Origin of the sequence: Sphingobium agrisoli (genome assembly GCF_041877245.1) — a bacterium.
Taxonomy (GTDB): domain Bacteria; phylum Pseudomonadota; class Alphaproteobacteria; order Sphingomonadales; family Sphingomonadaceae; genus Sphingobium.
This window is the reverse complement of record NZ_JBHDJI010000007.1, coordinates 20,917-46,865: the sequence shown is the minus strand read 5'-3', so window position 1 is coordinate 46,865 and position 25,949 is coordinate 20,917. Positions and strand designations below refer to the sequence as shown.

The 25,949-nt window shown below is 66.8% G+C and carries 21 protein-coding genes; 10 read left to right on the top strand and 11 right to left on the bottom strand.

Annotated features, from left to right (window positions below; translation table 11 throughout):
• The first annotated feature begins 167 nt into the window (after positions 1–167).
• On the top strand, positions 168–1,004 hold the full coding sequence (locus ACETPF_RS12510) for an alpha/beta fold hydrolase (RefSeq protein WP_373934828.1): 837 nt from the start codon (positions 168–170) through the stop codon (positions 1,002–1,004).
• A 112-nt stretch (positions 1,005–1,116) separates the two neighbouring features.
• On the opposite strand, the gene nadB is transcribed toward ACETPF_RS12510, so the two are convergent.
• From nadB to purM, 5 genes are all read right to left on the bottom strand, one after another.
• A complete protein-coding gene (gene nadB, locus ACETPF_RS12505) occupies positions 1,117–2,709 on the bottom strand; it encodes an L-aspartate oxidase (RefSeq protein WP_373934827.1) in 1,593 nt (530 codons plus the stop codon).
• Positions 2,710–2,717: 8 nt separating this feature from the next.
• The gene (locus ACETPF_RS12500; RefSeq protein ID WP_373934826.1) at positions 2,718–3,158 is read right to left on the bottom strand and encodes an endonuclease domain-containing protein; all 441 of its coding nucleotides are present in this window, start codon (positions 3,156–3,158) and stop codon (positions 2,718–2,720) included.
• Between the two features lie 3 nt (positions 3,159–3,161).
• Complete coding sequence (locus tag ACETPF_RS12495) at positions 3,162–4,088, bottom strand: ABC transporter ATP-binding protein (RefSeq protein ID WP_373934825.1); 927 nt, start codon at positions 4,086–4,088, stop codon at positions 3,162–3,164.
• A gap of 52 nt (positions 4,089–4,140) precedes the next feature.
• The gene (gene purN / locus ACETPF_RS12490) at positions 4,141–5,091 is read right to left on the bottom strand and encodes a phosphoribosylglycinamide formyltransferase (protein WP_373934824.1); all 951 of its coding nucleotides are present in this window, start codon (positions 5,089–5,091) and stop codon (positions 4,141–4,143) included.
• Between the two features lie 83 nt (positions 5,092–5,174).
• Complete coding sequence (gene purM, locus ACETPF_RS12485; RefSeq protein ID WP_373934823.1) at positions 5,175–6,269, bottom strand: phosphoribosylformylglycinamidine cyclo-ligase; 1,095 nt, start codon at positions 6,267–6,269, stop codon at positions 5,175–5,177.
• Between the two features lie 76 nt (positions 6,270–6,345).
• On the opposite strand from purM, the gene ACETPF_RS12480 reads away from it, so the two are divergent.
• The 4 genes from ACETPF_RS12480 to ACETPF_RS12465 are packed head-to-tail and all read left to right on the top strand — an operon-like array spanning position 6,346 to position 11,925.
• Positions 6,346–7,626, top strand: a complete 1,281-nt coding sequence (locus ACETPF_RS12480; RefSeq protein ID WP_373934822.1) for a heavy-metal-associated domain-containing protein — start codon at positions 6,346–6,348, stop codon at positions 7,624–7,626.
• Complete coding sequence (locus ACETPF_RS12475) at positions 7,623–8,258, top strand: HdaA/DnaA family protein (RefSeq protein ID WP_373934821.1); 636 nt, start codon at positions 7,623–7,625, stop codon at positions 8,256–8,258. The genes ACETPF_RS12480 and ACETPF_RS12475 overlap by 4 nt, the downstream gene beginning before the upstream one ends.
• 3 nt (positions 8,259–8,261) lie before the next feature.
• Entirely contained in the window at positions 8,262–10,400 is a 2,139-nt protein-coding gene (locus ACETPF_RS12470) for an RNA degradosome polyphosphate kinase (protein WP_373934820.1), read from the top strand.
• A 7-nt stretch (positions 10,401–10,407) separates the two neighbouring features.
• Positions 10,408–11,925 carry a Ppx/GppA phosphatase family protein gene (locus ACETPF_RS12465; RefSeq protein WP_373935053.1) on the top strand — a complete coding sequence of 506 codons (1,518 nt, stop codon included), beginning with the start codon at positions 10,408–10,410 and terminating at the stop codon, positions 11,923–11,925.
• Positions 11,926–12,060: 135 nt separating this feature from the next.
• Here ACETPF_RS12465 and ACETPF_RS12460 read toward each other — a convergent pair whose 3' ends face one another.
• Positions 12,061–12,690, bottom strand: a complete 630-nt coding sequence (locus tag ACETPF_RS12460; protein ID WP_373934819.1) for a c-type cytochrome — start codon at positions 12,688–12,690, stop codon at positions 12,061–12,063.
• A 152-nt stretch (positions 12,691–12,842) separates the two neighbouring features.
• On the opposite strand from ACETPF_RS12460, the gene ACETPF_RS12455 reads away from it, so the two are divergent.
• A complete protein-coding gene (locus ACETPF_RS12455) occupies positions 12,843–13,733 on the top strand; it encodes a prephenate dehydratase (RefSeq protein WP_373934818.1) in 891 nt (296 codons plus the stop codon).
• 84 nt (positions 13,734–13,817) lie between these two features.
• Entirely contained in the window at positions 13,818–14,162 is a 345-nt protein-coding gene (locus ACETPF_RS12450) for an SWIB/MDM2 domain-containing protein (protein ID WP_373934817.1), read from the top strand.
• A gap of 66 nt (positions 14,163–14,228) precedes the next feature.
• Here the strand turns inward: ACETPF_RS12450 and ACETPF_RS12445 are convergent, their stop codons facing one another.
• From ACETPF_RS12445 to ACETPF_RS12435, 3 genes are read right to left on the bottom strand one after another with little or no spacing between them, the layout of a single operon-like run.
• Positions 14,229–15,533, bottom strand: coding sequence for an HlyD family type I secretion periplasmic adaptor subunit (locus ACETPF_RS12445; RefSeq protein ID WP_373934816.1), 1,305 nt, complete (start codon positions 15,531–15,533; stop codon positions 14,229–14,231).
• Positions 15,530–17,257: an ATP-binding cassette domain-containing protein gene (locus tag ACETPF_RS12440; RefSeq protein ID WP_373934815.1), complete on the bottom strand. Its 1,728-nt coding sequence runs from the start codon at positions 17,255–17,257 to the stop codon at positions 15,530–15,532. Before ACETPF_RS12440 ends, ACETPF_RS12445 begins: the two co-directional genes overlap by 4 nt.
• Complete coding sequence (locus ACETPF_RS12435; protein ID WP_373934814.1) at positions 17,254–18,645, bottom strand: TolC family protein; 1,392 nt, start codon at positions 18,643–18,645, stop codon at positions 17,254–17,256. Before ACETPF_RS12435 ends, ACETPF_RS12440 begins: the two co-directional genes overlap by 4 nt.
• A gap of 391 nt (positions 18,646–19,036) precedes the next feature.
• Between ACETPF_RS12435 and ACETPF_RS12430 the strand changes: the two genes are divergently transcribed.
• Positions 19,037–20,689 carry a M28 family peptidase gene (locus ACETPF_RS12430; RefSeq protein ID WP_373934813.1) on the top strand — a complete coding sequence of 551 codons (1,653 nt, stop codon included), beginning with the start codon at positions 19,037–19,039 and terminating at the stop codon, positions 20,687–20,689.
• A 25-nt stretch (positions 20,690–20,714) separates the two neighbouring features.
• Here ACETPF_RS12430 and ACETPF_RS12425 read toward each other — a convergent pair whose 3' ends face one another.
• Complete coding sequence (locus ACETPF_RS12425; protein ID WP_373934812.1) at positions 20,715–21,188, bottom strand: copper chaperone PCu(A)C; 474 nt, start codon at positions 21,186–21,188, stop codon at positions 20,715–20,717.
• Positions 21,189–21,363: 175 nt separating this feature from the next.
• On the opposite strand from ACETPF_RS12425, the gene dnaK reads away from it, so the two are divergent.
• Both dnaK and dnaJ read left to right on the top strand, forming a co-directional pair.
• A complete protein-coding gene (gene dnaK, locus ACETPF_RS12420; RefSeq protein WP_373934811.1) occupies positions 21,364–23,265 on the top strand; it encodes a molecular chaperone DnaK in 1,902 nt (633 codons plus the stop codon).
• 66 nt (positions 23,266–23,331) lie between these two features.
• Positions 23,332–24,465 (top strand): molecular chaperone DnaJ, encoded by a 1,134-nt coding sequence (dnaJ, locus tag ACETPF_RS12415; protein WP_373934810.1) that lies wholly within the window; start codon positions 23,332–23,334, stop codon positions 24,463–24,465.
• Positions 24,466–24,520: 55 nt separating this feature from the next.
• On the opposite strand, the gene ACETPF_RS12410 is transcribed toward dnaJ, so the two are convergent.
• On the bottom strand, positions 24,521–25,837 hold the full coding sequence (locus ACETPF_RS12410; protein WP_373934809.1) for an amino acid permease: 1,317 nt from the start codon (positions 25,835–25,837) through the stop codon (positions 24,521–24,523).
• Positions 25,838–25,949: the final 112 nt, after the last annotated feature.

Sequence of the window (25,949 nt, the reverse complement as noted above, 5' to 3'; positions counted from 1 at the left end):
CCGCACTCGATGTGGCCATATGGCGCGGCCAGGCGGCCCGGCGGCAAGAGCGATGCGACGAATGATTCCGCAAATGCGATGGAGGGAGGATCGCCCTGGATACCGGCTGATCGCGCATCCTTTTTCGCTCATTGCGGGTTCAGCGGGGAGCGGGCAAAGGCGGCGGGATGGCATATCGGATCGACAGGCGAGCGCTGATGCTCGGCGCTGCGGCGCTGGCCGTAAGCGGCGGCGCGCGGGCGGTGGCCCCGTTCGTATCGCGCCGCATCGCGGTGACGGTGCGGGGCAGCGGGCCGGACGTTCTGCTGATCCCCGGCCTCGCCAGCGGTCCCGGCGCGTGGAGCGGTGTCGTTTCGGCGCTGCCCGCCTATCGCTTCCATCTGGTCCAGGTGCGTGGCTTTGCAGGACTTGGCGCAGAGGGCAATGCGAGCGGCGCGGTGGTGCAGCCGGTCGCGGACGAGATTGCGCGCTATGTCGGCGCGGCGGGCCTCAGGCGGCCGGCGATCGTCGGCCATTCGATGGGCGGCACGCTGGCGATGATGCTGGGGGTGAAGGGGCTCGCCCGGCGGGTGATGGTGGTCGACATGCTGCCCGCCGGCGCGGCGATGGTCGGCGGAACGGCGAGTGGCCTCGGCTTCCTCGCCAACCAGCTCGGCGGCTATCTGACCGGCACCGCGGCGGGGCGGCGCTACCTGGCGCAGATGGTGGCGCAGGCCCCCGGCGCGCAGGGCAGCGACCCCGATGTCATCGCCAATGCGCTGCGCGACCTTGCCAATATCGATCTCGGCCCGCAGCTGCCGCGCCTGTCGGCGCCGCTGGAGGTGGTCTATGCGGTGGGCGACGACGCTCAGATGAACGCGACCATCGGGACGCGCTTCCGCGAGGCTTATGCGGGGAAGAAGGGCGCGCTGCTCAAGCCGATCGGTCCCAGCGGCCATATGGTGATGCGCGACCAGCCGGCGCGGTTCAATGCGCTGCTCCGCGATTTTCTCGGGGAGATTTGACGCGGATCAAAGGCGGGGTGGATGCGGCGCGCTATCGGTCCGAGCGGGACGCGCCTTTGGCGCATCCCTTCCCAAAACTGAAGGCGCGGCGGCCTCCGACGTCGCGCCTTTTTTATGGCGCGAGCACCGTGTCCACGGCTTCGGGCAGCGTGTCGGGATAGTCCAGCGTATAGTGCAGCCCCCGGCTTTCCTTGCGGTGGAGCGCCGACCGCACGACCAGCCGGGCGACCTCCAGCAGGTTGCGCAGTTCGATGAGGTCGGGGGTCACGCGGAAATTGCCGTAATATTCGTCCACCTCCTGCGCCAGCAGGGCGACGCGGTGCTGGGCGCGCTCCAGCCGTTTGGTGGTGCGGACGATGCCGACATAGTCCCACATGAAGCGGCGAATTTCCTTCCAGTTGTGCTGGACGATCACTTCCTCGTCGCTGTTGGTGACGCGGCTTTCGTCCCACGGGCGGATAAGCGGGGGCGCGGGCAGATCGTCCCAATGGGCGCGGATATGGCGCGCGGCCGCCTCGCCGAAGACGAAACATTCGAGCAGCGAGTTGGAGGCGAGGCGGTTGGCGCCATGCAGGCCGCTCTCGCTGACTTCGCCGGCGGCATAGAGGCCGGGGAGGTCGGTGCGGCCATCGAGATCGATGATGACGCCGCCGCATGTGTAATGCTGCGCCGGAACGACCGGGATGGGCTCCTTCGTGATGTCGATGTCGAGATCGAGCAGGCGGGCATGGATCGTCGGGAAGTGATGCTTCACGAATTCGGGGTCTTTGTGACTGATGTCCAGATGGACATAGTCCAGCCCCAAGCGCTTGATTTCATGGTCGATGGCGCGCGCCACCACATCGCGCGGGGCCAGTTCCTCGCGCGGGTCGAAGCGGGGCATGAAGCGCTCGCCGGTGCCGGGAATCTTGAGATGCCCGCCTTCGCCGCGCACGGCTTCGGTGATGAGGAAATTCTTGACCTCCAGATTGTAGAGGCAGGTCGGGTGAAACTGGTTCATCTCCATGTTGGAGACGCGGCAGCCGGCGCGCCAGGCCATGGCGATGCCGTCCCCGGTCGCGCCGCGCGGGGCGGTGGAGAAGAGATAGGTGCGGCCCGCGCCGCCGGTGCAGAGGATCGTGGCTTTGCCCAGAAGCGTATCGACGCGCTTCGTTTTTTTGTTGAAGGCATAGACCCCCCAGACATGGCCGTCGCCCGAATAGCGCTCGCCATGGCGGGAGGTGACGAGGTCGATGGCGACCATATCCTCCATCAGCGTGATATTGGGGTTGGCGCGCGCGGCCTTCAGCAGCGCGACCTGCACGGCATGGCCGGTCGCATCATCGACATGGATGATGCGGCGATGGCTGTGCCCGCCTTCGCGGGTCAGGTGCCAGCGTTCGCCGAATTCCTCGCCGCCGTTGAAGGGGACGCCAAGGGCCGCGAGCCGCTCGATCGCGGCGGGGGCTTCGGAGACGACGAATTCGACCGTGGCGCGATCGTTGAGGCCCGCGCCTGCGACCATCGTGTCATGGACATGCGCCTCGAAACTGTCGCCCGCGTCGAGCACGGCGGCGATGCCGCCCTGCGCCCAGTTGGTCGAGCCGCCATCGAGCGCGCCCTTGGCGAGGACGAGCACCTTGCGGTCCTGCGCCAGGTTGATCGCGGCGGTGAGACCGGCCGCGCCGGAACCGATGATGACGACATCGTGGAGGGTGGTGGTCATTCTTGTCTTTACTCCCCTCCCGCAAGCGGGAGGGGCTGGGGGTGGGCCTGCGCGAGCCTCGCCTGGATGTGCGAAATCACGCCTTCGAGATTTGTCATCACATCGTCATTGGAAATACGCAAGACCGTGAAACCCTGCGCGCGACAATAGGCATCACGCCTGTCGTCATAGTCGATGCTGTGATCGTGGCTGATGCCGTCGAGTTCGAGGATGAAGCGCAACTCGCGGCAGAGGAAATCAGCGAAGTAGGGGCCTACAGGCATTTGACCGCTGAATTTGTAGCCGAGCTTTCGGTTACGAAGACATTGCCAGAGCAACCGTTCTGCGTTCGTGGCGCTGCTGCGAAGGTTTTTGGCCCGGACTGTATTTCTTTGCTTAAAGGGGCGCGCTTGCCCACCCCCTAGCCCCCTCCCGTCTACGGGAGGGGGAACAGGTCGCGCCTCATCCATCACTTATACATCCGCCGTCAGGTTGAGGAACACGTCCTCCAGGTCGGGATCGCGGGTCGAGACGTCCACGATCGACAGGCCGCTTGCCTGTACCGCGCTCAGCACCTGGCCCGCGTTGGCGCGGTCCTTGCTGTAGGTGATGGTGAGGGTGCGCTCGTTCGACAGTTCGACCTTTTCGAAGCAGGGGGCGGCAGGCGCTTCGGTGAGGTCGCGGTCGACGGTGACCACAACGACCTTTTCCTGCGCCATGGCGATGAGTTCGCGGGTCGGCTTGTCGGTGATGACGCGGCCATGGTTGATGATGCCGATGCGGTCGCACAGTTCTTCGGCTTCTTCGAGATAATGGGTCGTGAGCACGATCGTCACGCCCATGGCGTTCAATTCGCGCACATAGGCCCAGAGCTGTTGGCGCAGTTGCACGTCGACGCCGGCGGTGGGTTCGTCCAGCACCAGGATCGGCGGCGAATGCACCATCGCCTTCGCCACCAGCAGCCGGCGCTTCATGCCGCCCGAGAGGGTGCGGGCATAGGCGTTCGCCTTGTCCTCCAGATGGACGGCGCGCAGCAATTCCATCGAGCGGCGGCGGTCCTTCGGCACGCCATAATAGCCCGCCTGGTTCTCCAGCGTCTCGAACGGGGTGAAGAAGGGGTCGAACACGATTTCCTGCGGCACGATGCCGATCGAGTTCTTCGCGTTGCGCGGGTGCGCGTCGATGTCGAAACCCCAGATGCTGACATTGCCCGCCGTCTTGTTGACCATGCCGGCCAAGATGTTGATCGTGGTCGACTTGCCCGCGCCGTTGGGGCCGAGCAAGCCGTAGATCTGGCCACGCGGGATGGACAGGTTGATCCCGTCGAGCGCGCGCTTGCCGCCCTTGTAGATTTTGGTGAGGTCGCGGATTTCGATGGCGGCAGATGGGGCGTCGGTCATGGCTGATCTCTATGGGGATCGGGGCGCGCGATGGGAAGGGGAGGTAGGCGGGTTAAAACTCCTCCGCGATGTCCATCAGGCCCAGTAGTTTCTTCGGCGCGATCTGGCGCCAGCTCGCGCGCAGCCGCTCGGTGATGTGGTCCCAGTCGGTGTCGCCGAGGTCGAGGCGGATGCCGATCCAGTCATTGCCGAAATAGGCGGGGCGGTAATAGCGGGCGGGGTCCGCTTCGATCAGCGTCGCCTGCTCTTCGGGCGCGCTGGTCTTGACGAGGACGGCGGTGATGCCGTCGCCATGATGGTCGCGGGTGAACCAGCCGAACTTCTTGCCCTTGATGACGCCGAAGCAGGGCATGCCGTGCGAGAGCGTCTCTTCCGCCTGGGGGAGGGCGAGCGCGATTTCGCGGACCTTATTCAGCAGCCAGTCGGGCTGGCGCTCGCGCGTGACGAAGGCGGCGAGGGTGCGGGCGTAGAGCTGATGCTCGGCGATGAGGATGCGGGCGGCGAGGCTGTCGGCGGTGTCGCCGGGCAGGATCGCGACCTGGGTCTGGCCGAGGACCGGGCCGTCGTCCAGTTCCGCCGTCACGATATGGACCGAGCAGCCGGCATGGCTGTCGCCCGCGTCGAGCGCGCGCTTGTGGGTGTCGAGGCCCTTATACTTGGGGAGCAGGCTGGGGTGGATGTTGAGCATCCGGTTCTCCCACGCCGCGACGAATTCGGGCGAGAGGAGGCGCATATAGCCGGCGAGCGCGACATAGTGGGCGCCGGTGGCGCGCAGCTGCGCGTCGATGATGCGGTCGAATTCGGCGCGCTTCAAGCCTTTATGGCTGTGGGCGAAGGTGGGGATGCCCTCGGCGGCGGCGAGGGCCAGGCCGGGCGCGTCGGGATCGTTGGCGGCGACCAGAACGATCTCGAACGGGCAGTCGTCCGCCTTCGCGGCGTAGAGAAGAGCCGCCATGTTGGAGCCGCGGCCGGAAATCAGGACGCCGACTTTTGCTTTGGTCATACCCACCCCGTTCGGTTCGAGCTTGTCGAGAACTTCGCGCGCCGTTCTCGACAAGCTCGAACCGAACGGGGTGGCCTATTGTGTCAGCCCAGATGCGTTGCCGACCAGTCGGCCTTTGCGCTCCATGTCTCGATGCTGCCCTTCACCGTGCAGCCCTTTTCGCCCTCTTCCACCGCGCCGATGGTGAAGACGGTTTCGCCGGCATCCTCCAGTGCGTGGATGACGGCGGCGACATGGGTTTCGTCGACGGCCAGCACCATGCCGACGCCGCAGTTGAAGGTGCGCGCCATCTCCTCCGGCTCGATATGCCCCTGCGCCTGGAGGAAGGCCATGAGGCGCGGCTGGGGCCAGGCGTCGGCATTGACCACCGCATGGCTGCCGTCGGGCAGGACGCGGGGGATGTTTTCGAGGAGGCCGCCGCCGGTGATATGGGCGAGCGCATTGACCATGCCGGCGCGGACCAGCGGCAGCAGGCTCTTCACATAGATGCGCGTCGGGGCCATCAGGGCGTCGATCAGCAGCACCTCCTGATCGAAGATGGCCGGGCGGTCGAGCTTCCAGCCCTTGTCTGCGGCGAGGCGGCGGACCAGCGAATAGCCGTTGGAGTGAACGCCCGACGAAGCGAGGCCGAGCAATATGTCACCCGGCTTCACGCGGTTGCCGGTCAGCGCCTTCGCGCGCTCCACCGCGCCGACGCAGAAGCCGGCGAGGTCATAGTCGCCATCGGCATACATGCCCGGCATTTCGGCTGTTTCCCCGCCGATGAGGGCGCAGCCGGCGATGCGGCAGCCTTCGGCGATGCCGGCGATGACGCGCTCGGCAACGCCGCTTTCGAGGCGGCCGGTGGCATAATAATCGAGGAAGAAGAGCGGCTCTGCCCCCTGCACGATCAGGTCGTTGGCGCACATGGCGACGAGGTCGATGCCGACGCCGTCGTGGCGATCATGGTCGATGGCGAGCTTCAGCTTCGTGCCGACGCCGTCATTGGCGGCGACCAGCAGCGGATCGTCATAGCCGGCGGCCTTCAAGTCGAAGAAGCCGCCGAAGCCGCCAAGGTCCGCTTCCGCGCCGGGGCGGCGCGTCGCCTTCGCCAGGGGGGCGATGGCGCGGACGAGGGCGTTGCCGGCGGCGATGTTCACGCCGGCCTTGGCGTAGCTGTAGGATTCGGTGTCGCTCATGTCTGCGCGCTCTAGGGCATGGTCGCACAAAACGGAAGGCTTGGCAGGGCGGGGAAATGCCGCCAAAAGGGCGCGCGTGAGCCTTAGCCCGTCCCCGACCCGTCCGTTGCTTCAGCCGGTGGCGCCGCTCCGCGCGCTGTCGCGGCCCTTCCAGATCCTGCTTGCGATCGGCATCGGCCTAGCCGCCGCTGCCCTGTTCGCGCAGATGGAGGGGGAGCGTGGCGTGCCGCCGATCGCCAGCGGCGGCGATTTCGAGGTGCGCGGGGTCAAGGTGGACGTGGTGGCGAAGGACGCCGACAGCGCCCGCTATGCCGGCTGGCGCATGGCGCAGCGGCAGGCGTGGCGGATGCTGTGGACCCGCACCCATGGCGGAGCAGGCGCGCCGGGCCTGTCCGATTCGCAGCTAGAGGGCATGATTTCGGGCATCGAGATCGAGAGCGAGCAGATCGGCCCCAACCGCTATGTCGCGACGCTGGGCGTGATGTTCGACCGGGCGCGCACCGGCGCGCTGCTGGGCGTGAGCGGCAATGTCATGCGGTCGCCGCCCTTGCTGGTGATCCCGGTGCTGTGGGACGGCGGAAGCGCCGTGTCCTACGAGCGCACCAACGAGTGGCAGAAGGCGTGGGCACGGTATCGGACCGGAGACAGCGCGATCGACTATGTGCGCGTGGCCGGCTCCATCGCCGATCCGATCCTGCTCAATGCCGGGCAGACCGGGCGGCGCGGGCGGCTGTGGTGGCGGGTGTTGCTCGACCAATATGGCGCGGCCGACGTGGTGATCCCGATCGCGCGGCTGGAGCGCGCATTCCCCGGAGGGCCGGTGACGGGCCGCTTCACCGCGCGCTATGGCCCCGACAACAGCCTGATCGGCAGTTTCCAGCTGCGCGCGTCCAACGACAGCGGCATCGCGCAGATGCTGGACGAAGGCGCGCGGCGGATCGACGAGCTTTATATCCGCGCGCTCAATGACGGGCGGTTGCGGCCCGACCCGTCGCTGATCATCGAGGAGCCGGTCGATCCCGACGCGCTGGCGATCGAGAATGCGACCGAGGCGCCCATAGAGGCGATCGATGTGCCGACGCTGCCGGCGGCGGGCGTCACCGCCTTCTCGATCCAGTTCGACACGCCCGATGTCGGGTCGATCGGCGCGGCCGAAACGGCGGTGCGGGCGATCCCCGGCGTGCGGTCGGCCGCGACCAGCAGCCTGGCGCTCGGCGGCACGTCGGTCATGCAGGTGAGCTTCGAGGGCACGGCGGACATGCTTCGCACCGCACTCCAGGCGCGCGGCTACAGCGTCGCGGCGTCGGGCAATACGCTGCGGATCAGCCGCAGGCAGGCGGCCCCGGCGGCGCAATGAGCCAGATCAGCCTGCCCTTCGACTGGCAGGGCGATGCGAACGGCGATTTCCTGGTGAGCGACGCCAACCGCATCGCCGTCGCCCATCTGGAGCGGTGGCGCGACTGGCCGATGTCGGTGAGCGTGCTGACCGGACCGCCGCTGTCGGGTCGCTCCACGCTCGCCCGGCATTTCGCGGCGATGAGCGGCGGCACGGTGATCGACGACGCGCAGGGGAGCGACGAGCATCGGCTGTTCCATGCCTGGAACGCGGCGCAGACCGCGCGGCGGCCGCTGCTGCTGGTGGGGCAGACGCCGCCTGCGACCTGGACCGTGGCGCTGCCGGACCTGCGCTCGCGCCTCGCCGCGGCGCCGCATGTCGCCATTGCCGAGCCGGACGAGGCGCTCGCGCGCGCGCTCATCGCGCGGGGGTTCGATCGGGCGGGGGCCGGCTATGCGCCAGACGTGCCCGACTGGCTGATGCGGCGGATCGAGCGCAGCTATGGGGGCCTGGCCGCCGTCATTCGCCTGCTCGATCGCGCGGCGTTGTCATCTGGACGCAAGATTTCCGTCGCAATGGCGAAAGAGGCTCTGCAAAGCGCCGGCTTTCTGCCTATAGTCCCGCCCGATCCTTCCACCGACCAGCGCGAGTAATCCGTGGCCGAAGCCGATCCCATCGCCAGCCTAACCGTACCGGGCGACCGCTATTTCAATCGCGAGCTATCCTGGCTGGCGTTCAACCAGCGCGTTCTTGAAGAGGCGATGAACCGCGCCCATCCGCTGCTGGAGCGGCTGCGCTTCCTGTCGATTTCGGGGGCGAACCTGGACGAATTTTTTTCCGTTCGGGTGGCGGGATTGAAGGGGCAGCAGTTGCAGGATGTCGATCTGCGCTCGGCCGACGGGCTGACCCCGGCGCAGCAGCTGGGCGCGATCACCGATGCCACCGCCGTGCTGATGCGCGCGCAGCAGCAGGTGTGGGGCGCGCTGCACGGCGAACTGGCGCAGGTGGGCATAGAGGTAATCGGGCCGTCCGCCGAGATGGATGTGGGCTGCGCGCAATGGCTGCGCGAGCATTTCCTGACGCAGATTTTCCCGATCCTGACCCCCCAGGCGCTCGATCCGGCGCATCCCTTCCCCTTCATCCCCAATCAGGGGCTGTCGATCGTCTTCGACCTGGAGCGATTGTCCGACCAGCAGCCGATCCGCGAGCTGGTGATGATTCCGTCCTCGCTCGCGCGCTTCGTGCGGGTGCCGGGCGAACCGGCGCGCTACATGGCATTGGAAGCGGTGATCCGGCGCTTTTCGGCTGATCTCTTCCCCGGATACAGGGTCCGCAACAGCGGCGTGTTCCGCATCATCCGTGATAGCGACATCGAGATCGAGGAAGAGGCGGAGGATCTGGTCCGCTATTTCCGCAGCGCGATCAAGCGCCGACGGCGCGGCCGGGTGATCCGCATGGAGATGGAAGCGCGCATCGCCGAACCGGTCGAGGAGATGTTGCAGGACATGCTCCAGGGCCATGACGCGATCATCGAGGAAGTCGAGGGCTTCGTCGGCATCGGCGACCTCAGCGGCATCGTCGACGAGGACCGCCCCGACCTGAAGTTCGAGCCTTACGCGCCGCGATTTCCCGAGCGCATCCGCGAATATGGCGGCGACTGTTTCGCCGCGATCCGGGCGAAGGACATCGTCGTCCACCACCCTTACGAAGCGTTCGACGTCGTCATATCCTTCCTGAAGCAGGCGGCGTCCGACCCCGACGTGGTCGCGATCAAGCAGACGCTCTATCGCGCGGGCAAGCAGTCCGCGATCATCCGCGCGCTGATCGACGCGGCCGAGGCGGGCAAGTCCGTGACCGCCGTGGTCGAGCTGAAGGCGCGGTTCGACGAGGAGCAGAATCTGCTTTGGGCCGACGCGCTGGAGCGGGCGGGGGTGCAGGTCGTCTATGGCTTCATCGACTGGAAGACCCATGCCAAGGTGTCGATGGTGGTGCGGCGCGAGGGCGAGCAGTTCCGCAGCTACTGCCATTTCGGGACCGGCAATTACCACCCCGTCACCGCGCGCATCTACACGGATTTGAGCTTCTTCACAGCCGATCCGGCCTATAGCCGGGACGCCGCCGCGCTGTTCAACTACATCACCGGCTATGTCGAACCCAAGCGGCTGGAAAAGCTGGTGATGAGCCCGCGCGACCTGCGCGATCGGCTGTGCCAGTATATCGACGCGGAGATCGACCATGTCCGCGCCGGGCGACCCGGCACCATCTGGGCGAAGATGAACAGCCTGGTCGATCCGGCGATGATCGAGAAACTCTATGCGGCGAGCAACGCCGGCGTGCAGATCGACCTTATCGTGCGCGGCATATGCTGCCTGCGCCCCGGCGTCCCGGGCATGTCCGAGAATATAAGGGTGAAATCGATCGTCGGCCGCTTCCTGGAGCACAGCCGCATCGCCGTGTTCGGTAACGGCAAGGCGCTGCCCAACAATGGCGCGAAGGTCTATATCAGTTCGGCCGACTGGATGCCGCGCAATTTCGACCGGCGGGTGGAGTTCATGGCGCCGATCGAGAACCCCACGGTTCACGATCAGATACTGGACCAGGTGATGGTCGCGAACCTGATCGACACCGAACAGAGCTGGACGCTGGATGGCGACGGCCATTACAGCCGGCTGGACGCGGGCGAGAAGCCGTTCAACCTGCACCGTTACTTCATGACCAACCCGTCGCTGTCCGGGCGCGGCGCGGCCTATGACGATGGCGCTGTGCCGACGCTGCGCCTGCGCGGCCGGGCGTGAGCGCGCGATGAATTCGATGCTGAGCCGGGTGCGGGCCGCCGCCGAGCAGATGGTGACATCGCCCGAGCCCGCCCATGCGCGCACGGCGATCATCGATATCGGGTCCAACAGCGTGCGGCTGGTCGTCTATGACGGGCCGCGCCGCATCCCCTTCATCCTGTTCAACGAAAAGGTGATGGCCGGGCTGGGGGCGTCGCTGGCCCGGACCGGGGCGATCGAGCCCGAGGCGATGGAGCGGGGGCTGCGCGCCATCGGCCGCTTCGCCCATCTGTGCCGGTCGATGAAGGTCGCCGACATACGCTGCGTCGCGACCGCCGCGGTGCGCGACGCGACCAACGGTGCGGAATTCATCGCCCGCGCCGAGGCTCTGGGCCTCTCGGTCGAGCTGCTGTCAGGCGGGCAGGAGGCGATCGGCGCGGCGATGGGCGTATTGTCGGGCATTCCGGACGCGGACGGCATCGTCGGCGATCTGGGCGGCGGCAGCCTGGAGCTGGCGCGGATACGGGGCGGCGCGGTCGAGCAGACCATATCGCTTCCGCTGGGCGTGCTGCGCCTGCCGCAAATCCGGGCGAAGGGGCCGCGCGCGCTGGAGCGGCTGGTCGCCAAGATGCTGGAGGAGGCGGGGTGGCGGCCCGAGCCGGGCCTGCCCTTCTACATGGTCGGCGGATCGTGGCGCGCGCTGGCGCGGTTCGACATGCAATTGACCCATTTTCCGCTGCCGGTCGTGCATCAATATGAGATGACGGCCGCGCGGGCCGAGCAGCTGACGCGGATCGTGAGCCATGTCGATCGGGCGCGATTGAAGCAGATTCCCGCGATGACCGGATCGCGCGTGCCGACGCTTCCCGATGCGGCGGCTTTGCTGTCGGTCGTGGTGCGGCAGTTGAAGTCGAGCTGCCTCGTCGTGTCGGCCTATGGGCTGCGCGAAGGGTTGCTGTTCGAGGCATTGCCGCCTGACATACGCGCGCATGATCCGCTGCTGGTCGCGGCCGAGGCGGAAGGGGAAGCGCAGGCGCGGTTTCGTGGCCATGGCGACCGGATCGACCGCTGGATCGATCCGCTATTTCCCGACGATGACGCGGCGATGCGGCGGATACGGCGCGCGGCCTGCCTGCTGGCCGATGTGAGCTGGCGGGCAAACCCCGATTTCCGCGCCGAGCGCGGGGTCGAGATCGCGCTGCACAGCAATTGGGTGGGCATTACCGTTATCGAGCGGGCGATGCTGGGGCAGGCTCTGCACAGCCATTTTGGCGGGGGGATGAGCGTTCCGCCGGGGCTGGACCGGATCGCGCCGGCCGATGCGCTGGGCCGCGCGGCGCTGTGGGGCCTTGCCATCCGCCTGGCGCAGCGCCTGTCGGGCGGGGTGGAAGCGCCGCTGTCGGTGTCGCGGCTGGCGCGAACCGACGCTGGCATCACGCTGCACATGCGCGCCGAGGATACCGAGCTTTATGGCGAGGCGGTCGAGCGGCGGCTGCGGAATCTCGCCCAGGCGATGAGCCTGCCCCATGCGATGATGACGGGTTGATGTTCGCAGGCTGAGCGCAGCCTATACCTTCTTGTTCCCCGGCGAAAGCCGGGGCCCAGGGTTCGAGGCGCTGTGCGTGGGACTCTGGACCCCGGCTTTCGCCGGGGAACATTATAAGTCGGAATGTCGGCGTCGTTATTCGGCCGCGTTGCCCGCAGCGTTCGCCGCCGGGGCTTCAGCCGCATTGGCGGCGTTGCCGGCTTCCGCCGCATTCGCGCCCTCGGCAGCGGCGGGCGCTGCGTCGGCGGCGGGGAGGGGGAGGTTCGACCCCTGGGTGTTGAGCCAGGCGATGAGGTTGGCGCGGTCGACCGGATTGCCGAGACCCGCAAAGGTCATCTTGGTGCCCGGCGCAAATTCGCGCGGGCTCTTCAGCCACGCATCGAGATTGTCGAAGCTCCACTGGCCGCCCTTGCTCTTGAGCGCGTCGGAGAAGGCGAAGCCGGCCTTACCCTGACCGATCGGCTCACCGACCGTGCCGTAGAGATTGGGGCCGATGCCGTTCGCGCCGCCCTGATTGACGGTGTGACAGGCGGCGCATTTGGCGAACACTTTCTCGCCGGCCGCGACGTCCGCGCTGGCGAGCAGGGTGTTGAGGCCGGGGCCGGTGTCGCCGCCTTCGCCTTCGGCCTCGACGCCTTCGATCGCGTAGCCCATCTTCTCGGGACGCTCGTCATCGAAATATTTGGAACTGACGATCGCGCCGCCCAAGGCGATGATGCCTGCAAATAGAGCCCAGCCCGCAACGGTATTGAAACGATCGCCCATCTCGCTCGATTTCCCTCAGCTTTTTCTTCTGGCGGCTGGCAGATGCGCCCCCTCTTGTGCGCTGCCATAATGGCGGAGGCGCGATGGTGCAAGCCGGGTTGAGCCCTATTGCTTGCACTCGCATCCACTTAATCCTAAGCGCACGCGCGCTTATGGAAAACTATCCCGCTCCCGCCCGCGCGATCGTCGCGGAGCTTGGCCAGAAGGCCGCCGCCGATCCCAGCCGCGCCGTCGCCTATCAGGGGGCGCCCGGCGCCAATTCGCACCTGGCGGCGCTGGGCTACGCGCCCGATTGCGTGCCGCTGCCCTGCTTTGCGTTCGAGGATGCGATCGACGCGGTGCGAAACGGGTTGGCGGCGCGGGCGATCATCCCGATCGAGAACAGCCTGCACGGGCGCGTGGCCGACATGCATTTCCTGCTGCCCGAATCGGGGTTGGCGATCGTCGACGAATATTTCCTGCGCATCCGCCACTGCCTGATGGCGGTGGACAGCGTTCCGGTGAAGAGCGCGATCAGCCATCCGCAGGCGCTGGGCCAGTGCCGCCATTATCTGCGCGAGCGCGGCATCCAGCCGGTCGCCTATGCCGACACGGCCGGCGCGGCGGCGCTGGTGGCGGAAACGCGCAACCCCGGCGAAGGGGCGATCGCGCCCTATCTGGCGGCGGAGATTTACGGGCTGCGCCTGATCGCCGAGAATATCGAGGATAGCGACGACAACATGACCCGCTTCCTGGTGCTGGCGCGCGAGCCGAAGGTGCCGCTCGCCGGTGTGGGACCGGTCATGACCACCTTCCTGTTCGAGGTGAAGAATGTGCCCGCCGCGCTCTACAAGGCGATGGGCGGCTTTGCGACCAATGGCGTCAATATGACCAAGCTGGAAAGCTACCAGCGCGGGGCGAGCTTCGCCGCGACCGAATTCTTCTGCGACATCGAAGGGATGCCGGGCGATCCAGCGGTCGACCGCGCGCTCGCGGAGCTGGAATTCCACACCAAATGGGTGCGGCAACTGGGCAGCTATCGCCAGGCGCGGCCGCGCACCTGAACGCCCACGCGCAACTAACACGGCTCATCGGCGTATATCCCGCCAGGGTCCATGCCGGACCTGCACGGGACATGGGAGCAAGAGATGGCGCGTTCGGCCGAGAAACGGGGCAAGGATGAGACCGCTGCGGCGGCGAAGAAGGTCAAGGCCACCGGCAAGCCCGCCGGCGGCGCGCGCGGCGGCATCACCGCGCCGGTGACGCCGTCGCCCGACCTCGCGGAAATCGTGGGCGAGAAGGATCTGCCCCGCAGCGAGGTGGTCAGCAAGGTGTGGGACTATATCAAGAAGCACGATCTTCAGGACGCGAAGGACCGGCGGCAGATCAATGCCGACGAGAAGCTGGAAAAGATTTTCGGCAAGAACTCGGTCAGCATGTTCGAAATGAACAAGCATCTGAGCCAGCACCTGACCGCACCCAAGAAGGGCTGAGCCGCACGACTTCTAACCGCAGCGCCCCGAACCCTGGGCCCCGGCTTTCGCCGGGGAACAGCGTTCTTACTCGCGGAAGGCGGTTTCCTTGAGGCGGGTGAGCGGCGTCAGGATATAGGCGAGGACGGTGCGCTTGTCGCCGAGCAGGTTGGCTTCCGCGCCCATGCCGGGGCCGATCAGCAGACGGCGGCCGCTCTTGTCGGTGATGCCGTTGGCGGTCGTGCGGACGCGGACGAGATAATGGCTCTCGCCGGTGCGTTCGTTGACGACGGCGTCGGGCGAGATCGCGATCACGCGCCCTTCCATCGATCCATAGACGGCGCTGTCATAGGCGGTGATGTTGACCTTGGCCTTCTGATCAAGCTTGACCGAGGCGATGTCCTTGGCCGCGACCATAACTTCGACCAGCAGATTGTCGCGACCCGGCACCATTTCAAGCAGCGGATCACCAGGGCGGACGCTGCCGCCCACGGTGGTCACGAACACGCGGTTGACGCGGCCATCGACCGGCGCGCGCACGATGGTGCGGTCGAGCTTATATTCATAGGCCGGCAGCGTGGCCTGACGCACGCCAGCTTCGGCGCGGGCCGAGGTCAGTTCGTCGGCGGCGCGGGTCAGCCAGTCGCGGCGCTGCTGCGCGGCGGACGCCTGCGCTTCGGCGAGCGCCGACTGGGCCCGGCCGAGCGCGGCGGCGGCGGCGGCCGCTTCGCTGGAGGAGACGCTATAGGCGTTTTCGGCCTGGAGCAGCGAGCGGCGCGGCTCGATCCCTTCGCGCACCAGCGGGCGGATGAGATTGAGGTCGGCCTGCGCCGTGTCGCGGGCGGAAATGCGGGCGGCCTCGGCGGCGCGCGCTTCGGCGATGGCGCGCTGGCTCTGCGCGACGCGGGCGGCGCCGACCGAGTTGATGCTGGCGATTTCCGACATGCGCGACGCGTAGAGCGCGCGCTCGACCGCGATCTGGCCGGCCATTTCCGGGTTGCGCGGGGCGGGGAAGCGCGGCGCATGGCCGGCAATCTCCGCCTCAAGCCGCGCGATCTTGAGCGAGAGCGCGTCGGTGCTGGCCTGGTTGGAGGAGAGTTCGGCGGTCGGCTGGGTCGGATTGAGGCGGACGAGCGGTGCCCCCGCCTTCACCTCCTGCCCCGTGCGGACGAGGATCGCTTCGACCACGCCGCCTTCGAGGTTGGAGATGACCTGGAGCTGCGAACTGGGGATCACCCGGCCGGTCGCGCGGACGGTGCGGTCGATCTCCGTCAACCCCGCCCACAGCAGGAACAGGACGACGAAGGCAAGGATCGCCCAAAGGAAGATGTTGGCCGGGACGACGGGCTTGATCTCCGCCGTGGGCTGATGAAGGTCGATGGTGTCGCTCATGCGGCCTTGCCTCGCGTCAGGCGCTGGAGAATGGCGTCGCGCGGCCCGTCGGCGGCGACCTTGCCCGCTTCCAGCAGGATGATCCGGTCCACCAGCCGCAGCAGCGAGGAGCGGTGCGTGATCAGCAGGAAGGTGCGGCCCTGAATTTCGTCCTGCAACCGGGTGATCAGTTCGTTTTCGGTCTGCGCGTCCATCGCGCTGCTGGGTTCGTCGAAGATGAGGATCGGGGGCCGGCCGGCGAGCGCGCGCGCGATCGAGATGGACTGGCGCTGGCCGCCCGACAGCCCGTCGCCGCGATCGGCGAGGCGCAGGTCATAGCCGTTGGCGATCTGGCCCATGAAGCGATGCGTGCCGCTGATTTCGGCGACGCGGATCATCTCGTCCTGGTCGACATGGCCGCGTTCCAGGCTGATATTGTCGCGCACCGACCCTTGCAGCAGCACATTATCCTGCATCGCCGCGCCGATATGGCGGCGCAGCTCGATCGGGTCATACTGGCGCACGTCGGTGCCGTCGATCAGGACGACGCCTTCCTGCGGTTCGTAAAGGCCCAGGATCATGCGGGCGAGGGTGGACTTGCCCGACCCCACGCGGCCGAGGAAGCCGACCCGTTCGCCCGGCGCGATGCCCATGTTGACGCCGTCCAGCGCCTTTTCCGGCGCGCCGGGATAGCGGAAGGCGACGTTGCGAAGCTCGATCCGGCCCTGGAGCCCGGCGGGCATGATGCCTTCGCCCTGCGGGCCTTCGCTCGGCGTTTCCATGAGCGCGTTGATCTGGCGATAGGCGACGCGGGTGGCGGACAGGCGCGAAAGCAGCGTGGCGATCTGTGCCAGCGGGGCGATGGCGCGGCCGCATAGCACCGAGCAGGCGAGCAGCGCGCCGGTGGTGATGGTGTTGCTGCGGAGCAGGCCGACGCCGACGATGATGATGCCGCAATAGGCGATGGTGCTGGCGCTGCTGGCGACCGTGACGGCGACCGAGGAAATGAGCCGCTGTCCCAGCGAACTGTGCGAATGTTTGTTGAGCGCCAGGCGCCAGCGGCGGCCGAGCATCGGGCCGGCGCCGATCGCCTTCACCGTCTCCAGACTGCCGATGGTTTCGACCAGCACCGATTGCTTGACGAGGCCGTCGCCCAGGCTTTTCGCTGAAAGCCGGTCGAGTGCGGGATTGGTGACAAGGCCCGCGCCGATGACCAGCGGGATCATCGCCAGCGGCAGCAGCACCAGCACGCCGCCCAGCAGCCATATGACGGTCAGGGTGATGAGGATGAAGGGTACGTCGATGATCGCCGTCAGCGTCGCCGAGGCGAAGAAGTCGCGCAGCGTTTCCAGCTCGCGCATCAGGCCGGTGAGCGTGCCGGTAGAGCCTTTGCGCATGTCCAGCCGCAGCGCCATCAGCTTGGCGAAGAGCGTATCGCCGACTTCATAATCAATGTTCGCGCCGGCGATATCGACGAAATAGACGCGCAGCAGCCGCAGCATGAAATCGAACACGACGACGATGCCGAGGCCGATGCTGAGGCCCAGCAGCGATTCCGAAGCGTCGTTGGGGATCACCCGGTCATAGACCGTCATGGTGAAGAGCGAGGAGACGAGCGCGAAAATGTTGATGAGCGCGGCGGCCGCCGCAACCTTGATATAGGTGGCGCGGTTGCGGAGCATCGGCTCGATCAGCCAGGGGGCGAAACGCGCCTTCGCGGTGGCGAGCAAGGGCTGATCGGTCACGGTTGGGCCATCCTCTCGGCAGGATCGACCCTGATCCCCAGATCGTCGAGCAGCAGGCCGCTCTTCGCCAGCAGGACGAAACGCGACACGTCGCGTTCGGCCAGCGTCTGGATGAAGGTCGTTATGGAATAGAAATAGCTGTCCTCGGCATAGAGGAGGTCGGTGATCGTGCCCTGAGAGGCTTCGAAGCGGGTGGCGATGACGTCGCGGGCCGTGCGGTTGGCGATATAGCCGGTTTCGGCGGCGACGAGTTGCGCGTCCAGCCCCTTCACATCGGCGAGCGACATTTGCGCATCGCGCAGCGCTTCCTGGCGGACGCGCGCGGCATAGGCGTCGGCCGCGTCGGCACGGGCGGTCGCCTGATCCGCGCGGGCGTTGATCCCCGCGCCCAGCTGCGCGCGCACGATGACGCGGCCGCGAATGTCATAATCGCCCGGGTTCTCGAACACGCCATAACGGCCGGCGTCGAGCCCGGCGGAAATGGTGGGCAGCCGTTCGGAGCGGGTGGCGCGTGCGTCCTGCCGCGCGGCGCGGGCCTCGGCCTCGGCGCGCAGGACGACAGGCGCGCGGGCGATCAGCGCGTCGAGCGCCTCGGGCGTGTCGGCGGCGGCGGCGGGCAGCGGCGCGCGGGCGAGATCGGGCGGCGCGTCATGGCCGGTCAGCGCGCGATATTGCGCTTCGGAACTGGCGAGGTCGCGACGGACACTGGCGAGCCGGGTCTGGACATTGGCGATCGAGCTGTCGATGCGGGGCAGTTCGCCGCGCGCGGAAAATCCCTGGCCAATGCGTTTTTCGATCGCCTGGCGCAGCCGCGCCTGCCGGCCGACATATTCCTCCGCCGCCTGCGCCATCAGCCGCTGGGCAAGGATCGAATACCAGGCGGTGACGGTGCGGATCGCGACATCCTGCCCATAGCCGAGCGTCGCATTTTCAGCGGCGGTGACGCGGGCGTTGCCGGCGTTGATGCGGCTCGACGCCGCGCCGAAATCGAGCAGCCGCTGCCGGATCGATGCGGTCGCATCGGTGCGGCCCTGCGGGCGCGACCGTTCGATGATGTTGCCCGGATCGTTGGAAAAGTTGCGGGCGAAGCTGCGGTTCGCGTCGATGGTGAGATCGACGGTCGGGAACAGGGCGGAGCGCGCCTGCACCCGCGCCGCTTCCGCCTCTCGCACGCCGGCGCGGGCTTCCTCCAGCAGGGGGTTATAGTGCACGGCCGATTCCACCTCGGCACGAAAGCGGCTTTCGGTGGTGGTTGTGCGAGCGAGGGCGAGCAGCGGGTCGTCCTGCGCCGGAGCCGAGAAGGGACGCGGGTTGGGCGGGACGACCAGGTGATCCTGCGCCCGCGCCGCCATCGATCCTGCCACGCCAGCGCACAGCATAGCCAGCATCGCGGCCCTGCGCCCCCCGGCACCTCCCATGATTCTCGTCAAGCGCACAGTACCCCAACCGCGCAAAGGCCCCATGTCGCATCGATGATCCGGCCTGAATAGCGCCAGTCAATGCTGCGACTCCGCAGCTAATGCACGATCGCGATGGGCAGCGCAACTTGAGCCGCGACGAAAGGAGGAGGTCTGTCAGCAATTGTTATCAAATCGATGCGGGCCCGGTTCGCTCGCCTTCTTCGGCACGATGCGCATTTCTTCATTTTTATTACAGGCGCCGCCGCCATATGCGAGCCCCTTGAAAAGCGGTCCGGGATCGGCATGATCCGGCGCATAGGGCCGCCCGGCCCCTGTCCCCTACCGGCCGCCCTGCGCGCGGCTTTGGAGTGTTTCCCTTATGACGACCCGCCCTTTGCGCATCCTGGCCCTGGCCGGCCTCCTTGCATCATCCGCCCTGGTCCACGCCGCCGGGCAGGCGCCGACGTTCGACGTCGCGCGCATCGCCAACGACATCAAGATACTGGCGAGCGACGAATATGAGGGGCGCGGACCGGCGAGTCCGGGGGAAAAGAAGACGATCGACTATATTGCCGCGCAAATGAAGGCGGCCGGCCTCGTCCCGGCGGGCGGCAAGGGGGGCTGGTTCCAGGACGTGCCGCTGCGCAAGTCGGAGATCGTCGGCGCGCCCACCTTGTCGATGACGATCGGTGGCGCGGCACAGCCCCTGACCCAGGGCAGCGAGATCGCGGTGCGCGCGGCCGAGACGGGGCAGGCGGCGGTGAAGTTCGCCGATCTGCCGCTCGTCTTTGTCGGTTATGGCGTGAAGGCGCCCGAGCGCGGCTGGGACGATTTCAAGGGCGTCGACCTTAAAGGCAAGATCATGGTCGTTCTGGTCAACGACCCGGATTTCGAGGGCGGCGAGGGCGATTTTGGCGGCAAGCTGATGACCTATTATGGCCGCTGGACCTATAAATATGAGGAAGCCGCGCGGCAGGGGGCAGCGGGCGTTCTGGTGGTGCACGAGACCGAGCCGGCCTCCTATGGCTGGGCCACGGTCAAGAACAGCAACACCAACACCATGTTCGACATCGTCCGCGCCGACCCGACCAAGGCGCATACGCCGATGGAAGGGTGGATCCAGAAAGATCTGGCCGCCAAGCTGCTGAGCGCGTCGGGCGTGGATTTCGATGCGGCCAAGGCGGCGGCGCGCAAGAAGGACTTCCAGCCGATCCCGCTCAAAGCAACGATGAGCGCCGATTATGCGGTGAAGTCGCAGGTCATCACATCCTACAATGTCGCGGGGCTGGTGCGGGGCAGCACATATCCCGACGAGACGGTCGTTTATTCGGCGCACTGGGACCATCTGGGCGTCGGGCTGCCGGACGCGAAGGGCGACAATATCTATAACGGCGCGCTGGACAATGCGTCGGGCACGGCGGCGCTGCTGGAGCTGGCGCGGATCTATGCGAAGGGCCCCAAGCCCGAGCGGAGCGTGCTGTTCCTGGCGGTGACGGCCGAAGAAAAGGGGCTGCTGGGGTCGGAATATTATGCCGACAATCCGTTGCGGCCGCTGGCGACGACGGCCGCCGTCATCAACATGGACGGGCCGTTCGCGGCGGAAAAGACGACCGACTTCAGCATTTCGGGCGCGGCGAAGCTCGACCTGCTGACCATCCTGACCGAGGAGGCGCAGAAGGTCGGCCGGCATTATACGCCCGACGCGCGGCCGGAGGCGGGCAGCTTCTACCGGTCGGACCATTTCCCGATGGCCAAGCGCGGGGTGCCGGCCATTTCCTATGACGCGGGCCAGGAACTGGTGAACGGCGGCGCGGCGCGGGGCAAGGAGCTGGCCGACGCCTATACGCGCGATCGCTATCACCAGCCGGCCGACCAATATGACGAAAGCTGGAACACCGAGAGCTGGGCGGGCGACATGGGGCTGCTCTATGCGACCGGGCGGCGGGTGGCCGACAGCCATGTCTGGCCCAACTGGTCGGCCGACAGCGAATTCCGCGCGGCCCGCGACGCCAGCGCGGCGCAGCGGAAATAGCAGGCGGGACGAAGGGCGGTGGCCGTCAGTGGCCCTGATGCTCCCCGCCCTTCGCAGCCGGCGCGCCCGCCGCGTCCGGCTTGCGAATGACCGCGTCCACCAGCAGCCGGTCGCCATTGCCCATCAGGAACGTCAATTGCATCTTGCCCCGGCTGATCGCGGTGTCGTTGACCCCGAAGATCATGAGATGCTTGCCGCCCGGCGCGAAGGCGACCTCGCCCTTGGCCGGGATATCGACGCTCTCGACCGGCTTCATCGACATGACGCCGTCCTTCATCACGCTCTCATGCATTTCGACCTTGAGCGCATAGTCGGTGATGACGCCCCTGATCTGTGCCCCCGCGTCGCCGCCATGCGCGACGAAATAGCCGGCCGAGGGCGTGTCCTTGTTGGGTGAAAGCCGCACCCATGCCTGATCGATATAGCTGGGCGCGGGATCGCCGCAGGCCGCAAGGCTGAACGGCGCCACAAGGGCGATAAGGGCAAGGGCCGCGCGCATCCGTCACTCCATGACTGTCTCGTTTCCGGTCGTTGCACAACGCTAATGGCCCGCGCTTCTTGTGCCAAGCGAAACCGCGCCTATATCGCCCTTGCTAACCGGCCTTGCCTTGGCGCTTTCGTGAGGTATGGGGCCATCAACCGCTGAACATGATTTGGGGTTAAAAGAGGAAGAAATGGCAAAAGTTATCGGGATCGACCTGGGCACCACCAACAGCTGCGTGGCTGTGATGGACGGCGGCAAGCCCAAGGTCATCGAAAATGCGGAAGGGGCGCGGACCACGCCCTCGATCGTCGCCTTCGCCAAGGATGGCGAGCGTCTGATCGGCCAGCCGGCCAAGCGTCAGGCGGTCACCAACCCGGACAACACGATCTTCGCGGTGAAGCGCCTGATCGGCCGTCGTTTCGACGATCCCATGACCAAGAAGGACATGGAGCTGGTCCCCTATTCGATCGCGAAGGGCCCCAATGGCGACGCCTGGGTAAAGGCCGGCGGCCAGGATTACAGCCCGTCGCAGATCAGCGCCTTCACGCTTCAGAAGATGAAGGAAACCGCCGAATCCTATCTGGGCGAGACGGTCACGCAAGCGGTCATCACGGTTCCCGCCTACTTCAACGACGCCCAGCGTCAGGCGACTAAGGACGCCGGCCAGATCGCTGGACTTGAGGTGCTTCGCATCATCAACGAGCCGACCGCGGCCGCGCTGGCCTATGGTCTCGACAAGCAGGACGGCAAGACGATCGCGGTCTATGACCTTGGCGGCGGCACGTTCGACATCTCGATCCTGGAGATCGGCGACGGCGTGTTTGAAGTGAAATCGACCAACGGCGACACCTTCCTGGGCGGCGAGGATTTTGACGCCAAGCTGGTGGAATATCTGGCGGCCGATTTCCAGAAGGCCGAAGGCATCGACCTTACCAAGGACAAGCTGGCGCTTCAGCGCCTGAAGGAGTCGGCGGAAAAGGCGAAGATCGAGCTGTCGAGCGCGCAGACGACCGAGGTCAACCTGCCCTTCATCACCGCCGACCAGAACGGCCCCAAGCACCTCGTCAAGACGGTGACGCGCGCCGATCTGGAGCGACTGGTCGCCGACCTCATCAAGCGGACGATGGAACCGTGCAAGAAGGCGCTGGCCGACGCGGGCGTCACCGCCAGCGAGATCAGCGAAGTCGTGCTGGTGGGCGGCATGACCCGCATGCCCAAGGTGCGCGAGGCCGTGAAGGAGTTCTTCGGCAAGGAACCGCACACCGGCGTGAACCCCGATGAAGTCGTCGCCATGGGCGCGGCGATCCAGGCGGGCGTGTTGCAGGGCGACGTCAAGGACGTGCTGCTGCTCGACGTGACGCCGCTCTCCCTTGGCATCGAGACGCTGGGCGGCGTGTTCACCCGCATGATCGATCGCAACACCACGATCCCCGCCAAGAAGTCCCAGGTCTATTCGACCGCCGACGACAATCAGCAGGCGGTGACGATCCGCGTGTTCCAGGGCGAGCGGGAAATGGCGGCGGACAACAAGCTGCTGGGCCAGTTCGACCTGGTCGGCATTCCGCCCGCGCCGCGTGGCGTGCCGCAGATCGAGGTGACGTTCGACATCGACGCCAATGGCCTCGTGAATGTTTCGGCCAAGGACAAGGGCACCGGCAAGGAGCAGCAGATCCGCATCCAGGCCTCGGGTGGCCTTAGCGACGCCGACATCGAGCAGATGGTCAAGGACGCTGAGCGCTTCGCCGACGAGGACAAGAAGCGGCGCGAGGCGGCGGAAGCCAAGAACAATGCCGAAAGCCTGGTCCACACCACCGAGGCGCAGCTGGCCGAACATGGCGACAAGGTCGATGCTTCGCTTAAGGGCGAGATCGAAACCGCCATCGCCGCGACCAAGTCCGCGATCGAGAGCGGCGACGCCGACGCCATGAAGACCAAGGCGCAGGAACTCGCCACCGTCGCTATGAAGCTCGGCCAGGCCATCTACGAGAAGGAACAGGCCGCCGCCGCTTCGCCCGAGGCTGACGCGCCCAAGGCCGATGACGGCGTGGTCGACGCCGAATTCTCGGAAGTGGACGAAAACAACAAGGCGTAAGCACATGCCCGCCGCCCGTCATACAGGCTCATGCCGATATGACGGGCGGCGCAGGCGGGGGCCTCTATGACGACCGAAGTCGATTATTATTCGCTGCTCGAAATCGAGCGCACCGCCGACGGCGCCGCGATTAAGAGTGCCTATCGCAAGCTCGCGATGAAATATCACCCCGACCGCACCGGGGGTTGCACCGACAGCGAAGCCAAGTTCAAGGCCGTGTCGGAAGCCTATGAATGCCTGAAAGACCCCCAGAAGCGCGCGGCCTATGATCGTTATGGTCACGCCGCCTATACCAACGCACAGAATGGCGGAGGCGGCGGTGGGTTCCGTGGGCAGCAGGGCGGTTTCTCCGACCTGGGCGATATTTTCGAGACGATTTTCGGCCAGTCGGGCTTCGGCGGCGGCGGACGGCAGCAGCAGCGCCGGGGCGCTGACCTGCGGTACGACATGGAGATCAGCCTCGACGAAGCCTATCATGGCAAGAAGACCGAGATCGAGATCGAGGTGTCTGCCGCCTGCGAGACGTGCGACGGTTCGGGCGCGCAGCCCGGCACCGGGGTCAAGACATGCGGTACCTGCCACGGCCATGGGCAGGTGCGGGCGCAACAGGGCTTCTTCGTGGTCGAGCGCACCTGTCCGTCCTGCCATGGCGCGGGGCAGGTGATCGAAAGCCCGTGCCGCGCCTGCCGGGGCGAGGGGCGGGTGGACAAGCCCAAGACGCTTTCGGTCAACATCCCGGCCGGCGTCGACGAAGGCACGCGCATCCGCCTGTCGGGCGAGGGCGAGGCGGGGGCGCGGGGCGCGCCGCCGGGCGATCTCTACATCTTCCTGCATGTGAAGCGCCATGCGATCTTCGAGCGCGACGGCACGACTCTTTTCTGCCGCGCGCCGGTCAGCTTCACGACGGCGGCGCTGGGCGGCAGCATCGACGTGCCGGGGCTGGACGGCAGCCGGCACGAGATCAAGATTCCGGCCGGCATCCAGTCGGGCAAACAGATCCGCCAGCGCGGCGCCGGGATGCCGGTGCTGAACGGCCGCGGGCAGGGCGACCTCGTCATCCAGGTCGATGTCGAAACGCCCACGCGGCTGACGGCCAAGCAGAAGGAATTGCTGGAGGCGTTCCGCGAGACCGAGACGGGCGAGGAATGCCCGGCCTCGACGGGATTTTTCGGCAAGCTCAAGGAATTGTGGGGGGATTGATCCCGTTTGCCGGCACCGACGTGCTCCTGCGAATGCAGGAGCCCAGGGTGCAAGGTTACCGCGTTCGACCCTGGGCTCCTGCTTCTTTAGGAGCACTGGTTCCGCCCCGCTCCCGCCGCGCCCACCAGTAGAAGGGCAGACCCGCCGCCATTAAAATGACGCTGGACCCGCTCGCCACCACGCCCGCGCCCCATAGGGTCCAGAGCGCGTAACCAAGTCCCAGAAGCGCGGCAGGCATCGCCAGCCGGAAGCGCAGGCTCGCCAGCGCGCAGCCGACATAGAGCCACAGCGTCGCCGATGTCGCCAGCAGCGCCATCGCGGTGAACAAGGACACCAGCCCCTGAAGGCTGTTCGCCACCAGCAGCAGGCTCGCCAGAAGCGTGGACAGGATAAGGCCGCGCACCGGCGTTCCCTTGGCATCGGTGGCGGCCAGCCAGCGCGGCAGTTCGCCCGCGCGCGCCATCGCCAGCGGCGCCTCGCCCTGGAGCAGAGTCCAGCCATTGAGCGCGCCGAGGCAGCTCACCACTACGAACAGGGCGATGAAACGCGCTGGCCCCGGCGACCAATAATGGCTGACGAACGCACCGAAGGGGGAACCGGTCTGCGTCTCCGCCGCCGGCAGCGTCAGCGCTATGCCGGAACAGACCAGCAGATAGATCAGCCCCGTCGCCGCCGTGCCGATCAGCGTCGCGCGCGGGATGGTGCGCGCGGGATCGCGCACCTTGTCGGCGGCGATGGAGGCGGACTCGAAGCCGAGCAGTGCCCAGAGGGTGAGTGCTGCCGAGGCGGTGATGCCCGCGCCGGTGAGGCCCTGCGCTGGGAAGGGCGCGACTTCGGCCCGGCCGCTGCCCAGGATCAGGATCAGCAGAACGAGCACCACCAGGATCGGCACAAGCTTGACGATCGTGGTGCCGATCTGCGTCAGCCCCGCCGCCCGCGCGCCAGCAAGGTTGATCGCGGTCATCGCCCAGAGGAAGCCGATCGAGCAGACCGCGCCCGCGCCCGGCCGTGCGAGTGCGGGCACCACGCTGCTGAGGTTGGCGGTCGCCGCGACGGCGATGGTGACATTGGTGATGATGATCGAGAGCCAGTAGATCCACCCGATCGCAAAACCCGCCAACGGCCCATAAGCGCGCGCGATCATCTGCGATGCATTGGCGTCCGGCATCGCCACGGTGAGCCGCGCGATGACGAAGGCGAGCAGCAGCGATCCGCTGATGGTGAACACCCAACCCGCCACCGCATCCCAGCCGAAGGGGGCAAGAGACGCGGGCAGCAGAAACACCCCCGACCCGATCATATTGCCCATGACCAGCGCGATGCACGCGGCAAGGCCAAGCGTGCGGGAGGCTGGAGGGGGAGGGGGTGCCATCGCCCGAACTTATGCGGAGAGTCGGGGTTTGACGAGGGCGGATGGGCTGGGTTTTGTTAGGGAGGGGAGTTTGATGTCCCGTCATCCCAGCGGATGCTGGGATCTCCCTTCT

What these genes read in the sequence shown, in the direction of transcription:
- ACETPF_RS12510 (WP_373934828.1), top strand. Translation starts at nt 168, where the DNA reads ATGGCATATCGGATCGACAGGCGAGCGCTGATGCTCGGCGCTGCGGCG.
- nadB (WP_373934827.1), bottom strand. Translation starts at nt 2,709, where the DNA reads ATGACCACCACCCTCCACGATGTCGTCATCATCGGTTCCGGCGCGGCC.
- ACETPF_RS12500 (WP_373934826.1), bottom strand. Translation starts at nt 3,158, where the DNA reads ATGGATGAGGCGCGACCTGTTCCCCCTCCCGTAGACGGGAGGGGGCTA.
- ACETPF_RS12495 (WP_373934825.1), bottom strand. Translation starts at nt 4,088, where the DNA reads ATGACCGACGCCCCATCTGCCGCCATCGAAATCCGCGACCTCACCAAA.
- purN (WP_373934824.1), bottom strand. Translation starts at nt 5,091, where the DNA reads ATGACCAAAGCAAAAGTCGGCGTCCTGATTTCCGGCCGCGGCTCCAAC.
- purM (WP_373934823.1), bottom strand. Translation starts at nt 6,269, where the DNA reads ATGAGCGACACCGAATCCTACAGCTACGCCAAGGCCGGCGTGAACATC.
- ACETPF_RS12475 (WP_373934821.1), top strand. Translation starts at nt 7,623, where the DNA reads ATGAGCCAGATCAGCCTGCCCTTCGACTGGCAGGGCGATGCGAACGGC.
- ACETPF_RS12465 (WP_373935053.1), top strand. Translation starts at nt 10,408, where the DNA reads ATGAATTCGATGCTGAGCCGGGTGCGGGCCGCCGCCGAGCAGATGGTG.
- ACETPF_RS12460 (WP_373934819.1), bottom strand. Translation starts at nt 12,690, where the DNA reads ATGGGCGATCGTTTCAATACCGTTGCGGGCTGGGCTCTATTTGCAGGC.
- ACETPF_RS12455 (WP_373934818.1), top strand. Translation starts at nt 12,843, where the DNA reads ATGGAAAACTATCCCGCTCCCGCCCGCGCGATCGTCGCGGAGCTTGGC.
- ACETPF_RS12450 (WP_373934817.1), top strand. Translation starts at nt 13,818, where the DNA reads ATGGCGCGTTCGGCCGAGAAACGGGGCAAGGATGAGACCGCTGCGGCG.
- ACETPF_RS12445 (WP_373934816.1), bottom strand. Translation starts at nt 15,533, where the DNA reads ATGAGCGACACCATCGACCTTCATCAGCCCACGGCGGAGATCAAGCCC.
- ACETPF_RS12435 (WP_373934814.1), bottom strand. Translation starts at nt 18,645, where the DNA reads ATGCTGGCTATGCTGTGCGCTGGCGTGGCAGGATCGATGGCGGCGCGG.
- ACETPF_RS12430 (WP_373934813.1), top strand. Translation starts at nt 19,037, where the DNA reads ATGACGACCCGCCCTTTGCGCATCCTGGCCCTGGCCGGCCTCCTTGCA.
- ACETPF_RS12425 (WP_373934812.1), bottom strand. Translation starts at nt 21,188, where the DNA reads ATGCGCGCGGCCCTTGCCCTTATCGCCCTTGTGGCGCCGTTCAGCCTT.
- dnaK (WP_373934811.1), top strand. Translation starts at nt 21,364, where the DNA reads ATGGCAAAAGTTATCGGGATCGACCTGGGCACCACCAACAGCTGCGTG.
- dnaJ (WP_373934810.1), top strand. Translation starts at nt 23,332, where the DNA reads ATGACGACCGAAGTCGATTATTATTCGCTGCTCGAAATCGAGCGCACC.
- ACETPF_RS12410 (WP_373934809.1), bottom strand. Translation starts at nt 25,837, where the DNA reads ATGGCACCCCCTCCCCCTCCAGCCTCCCGCACGCTTGGCCTTGCCGCG.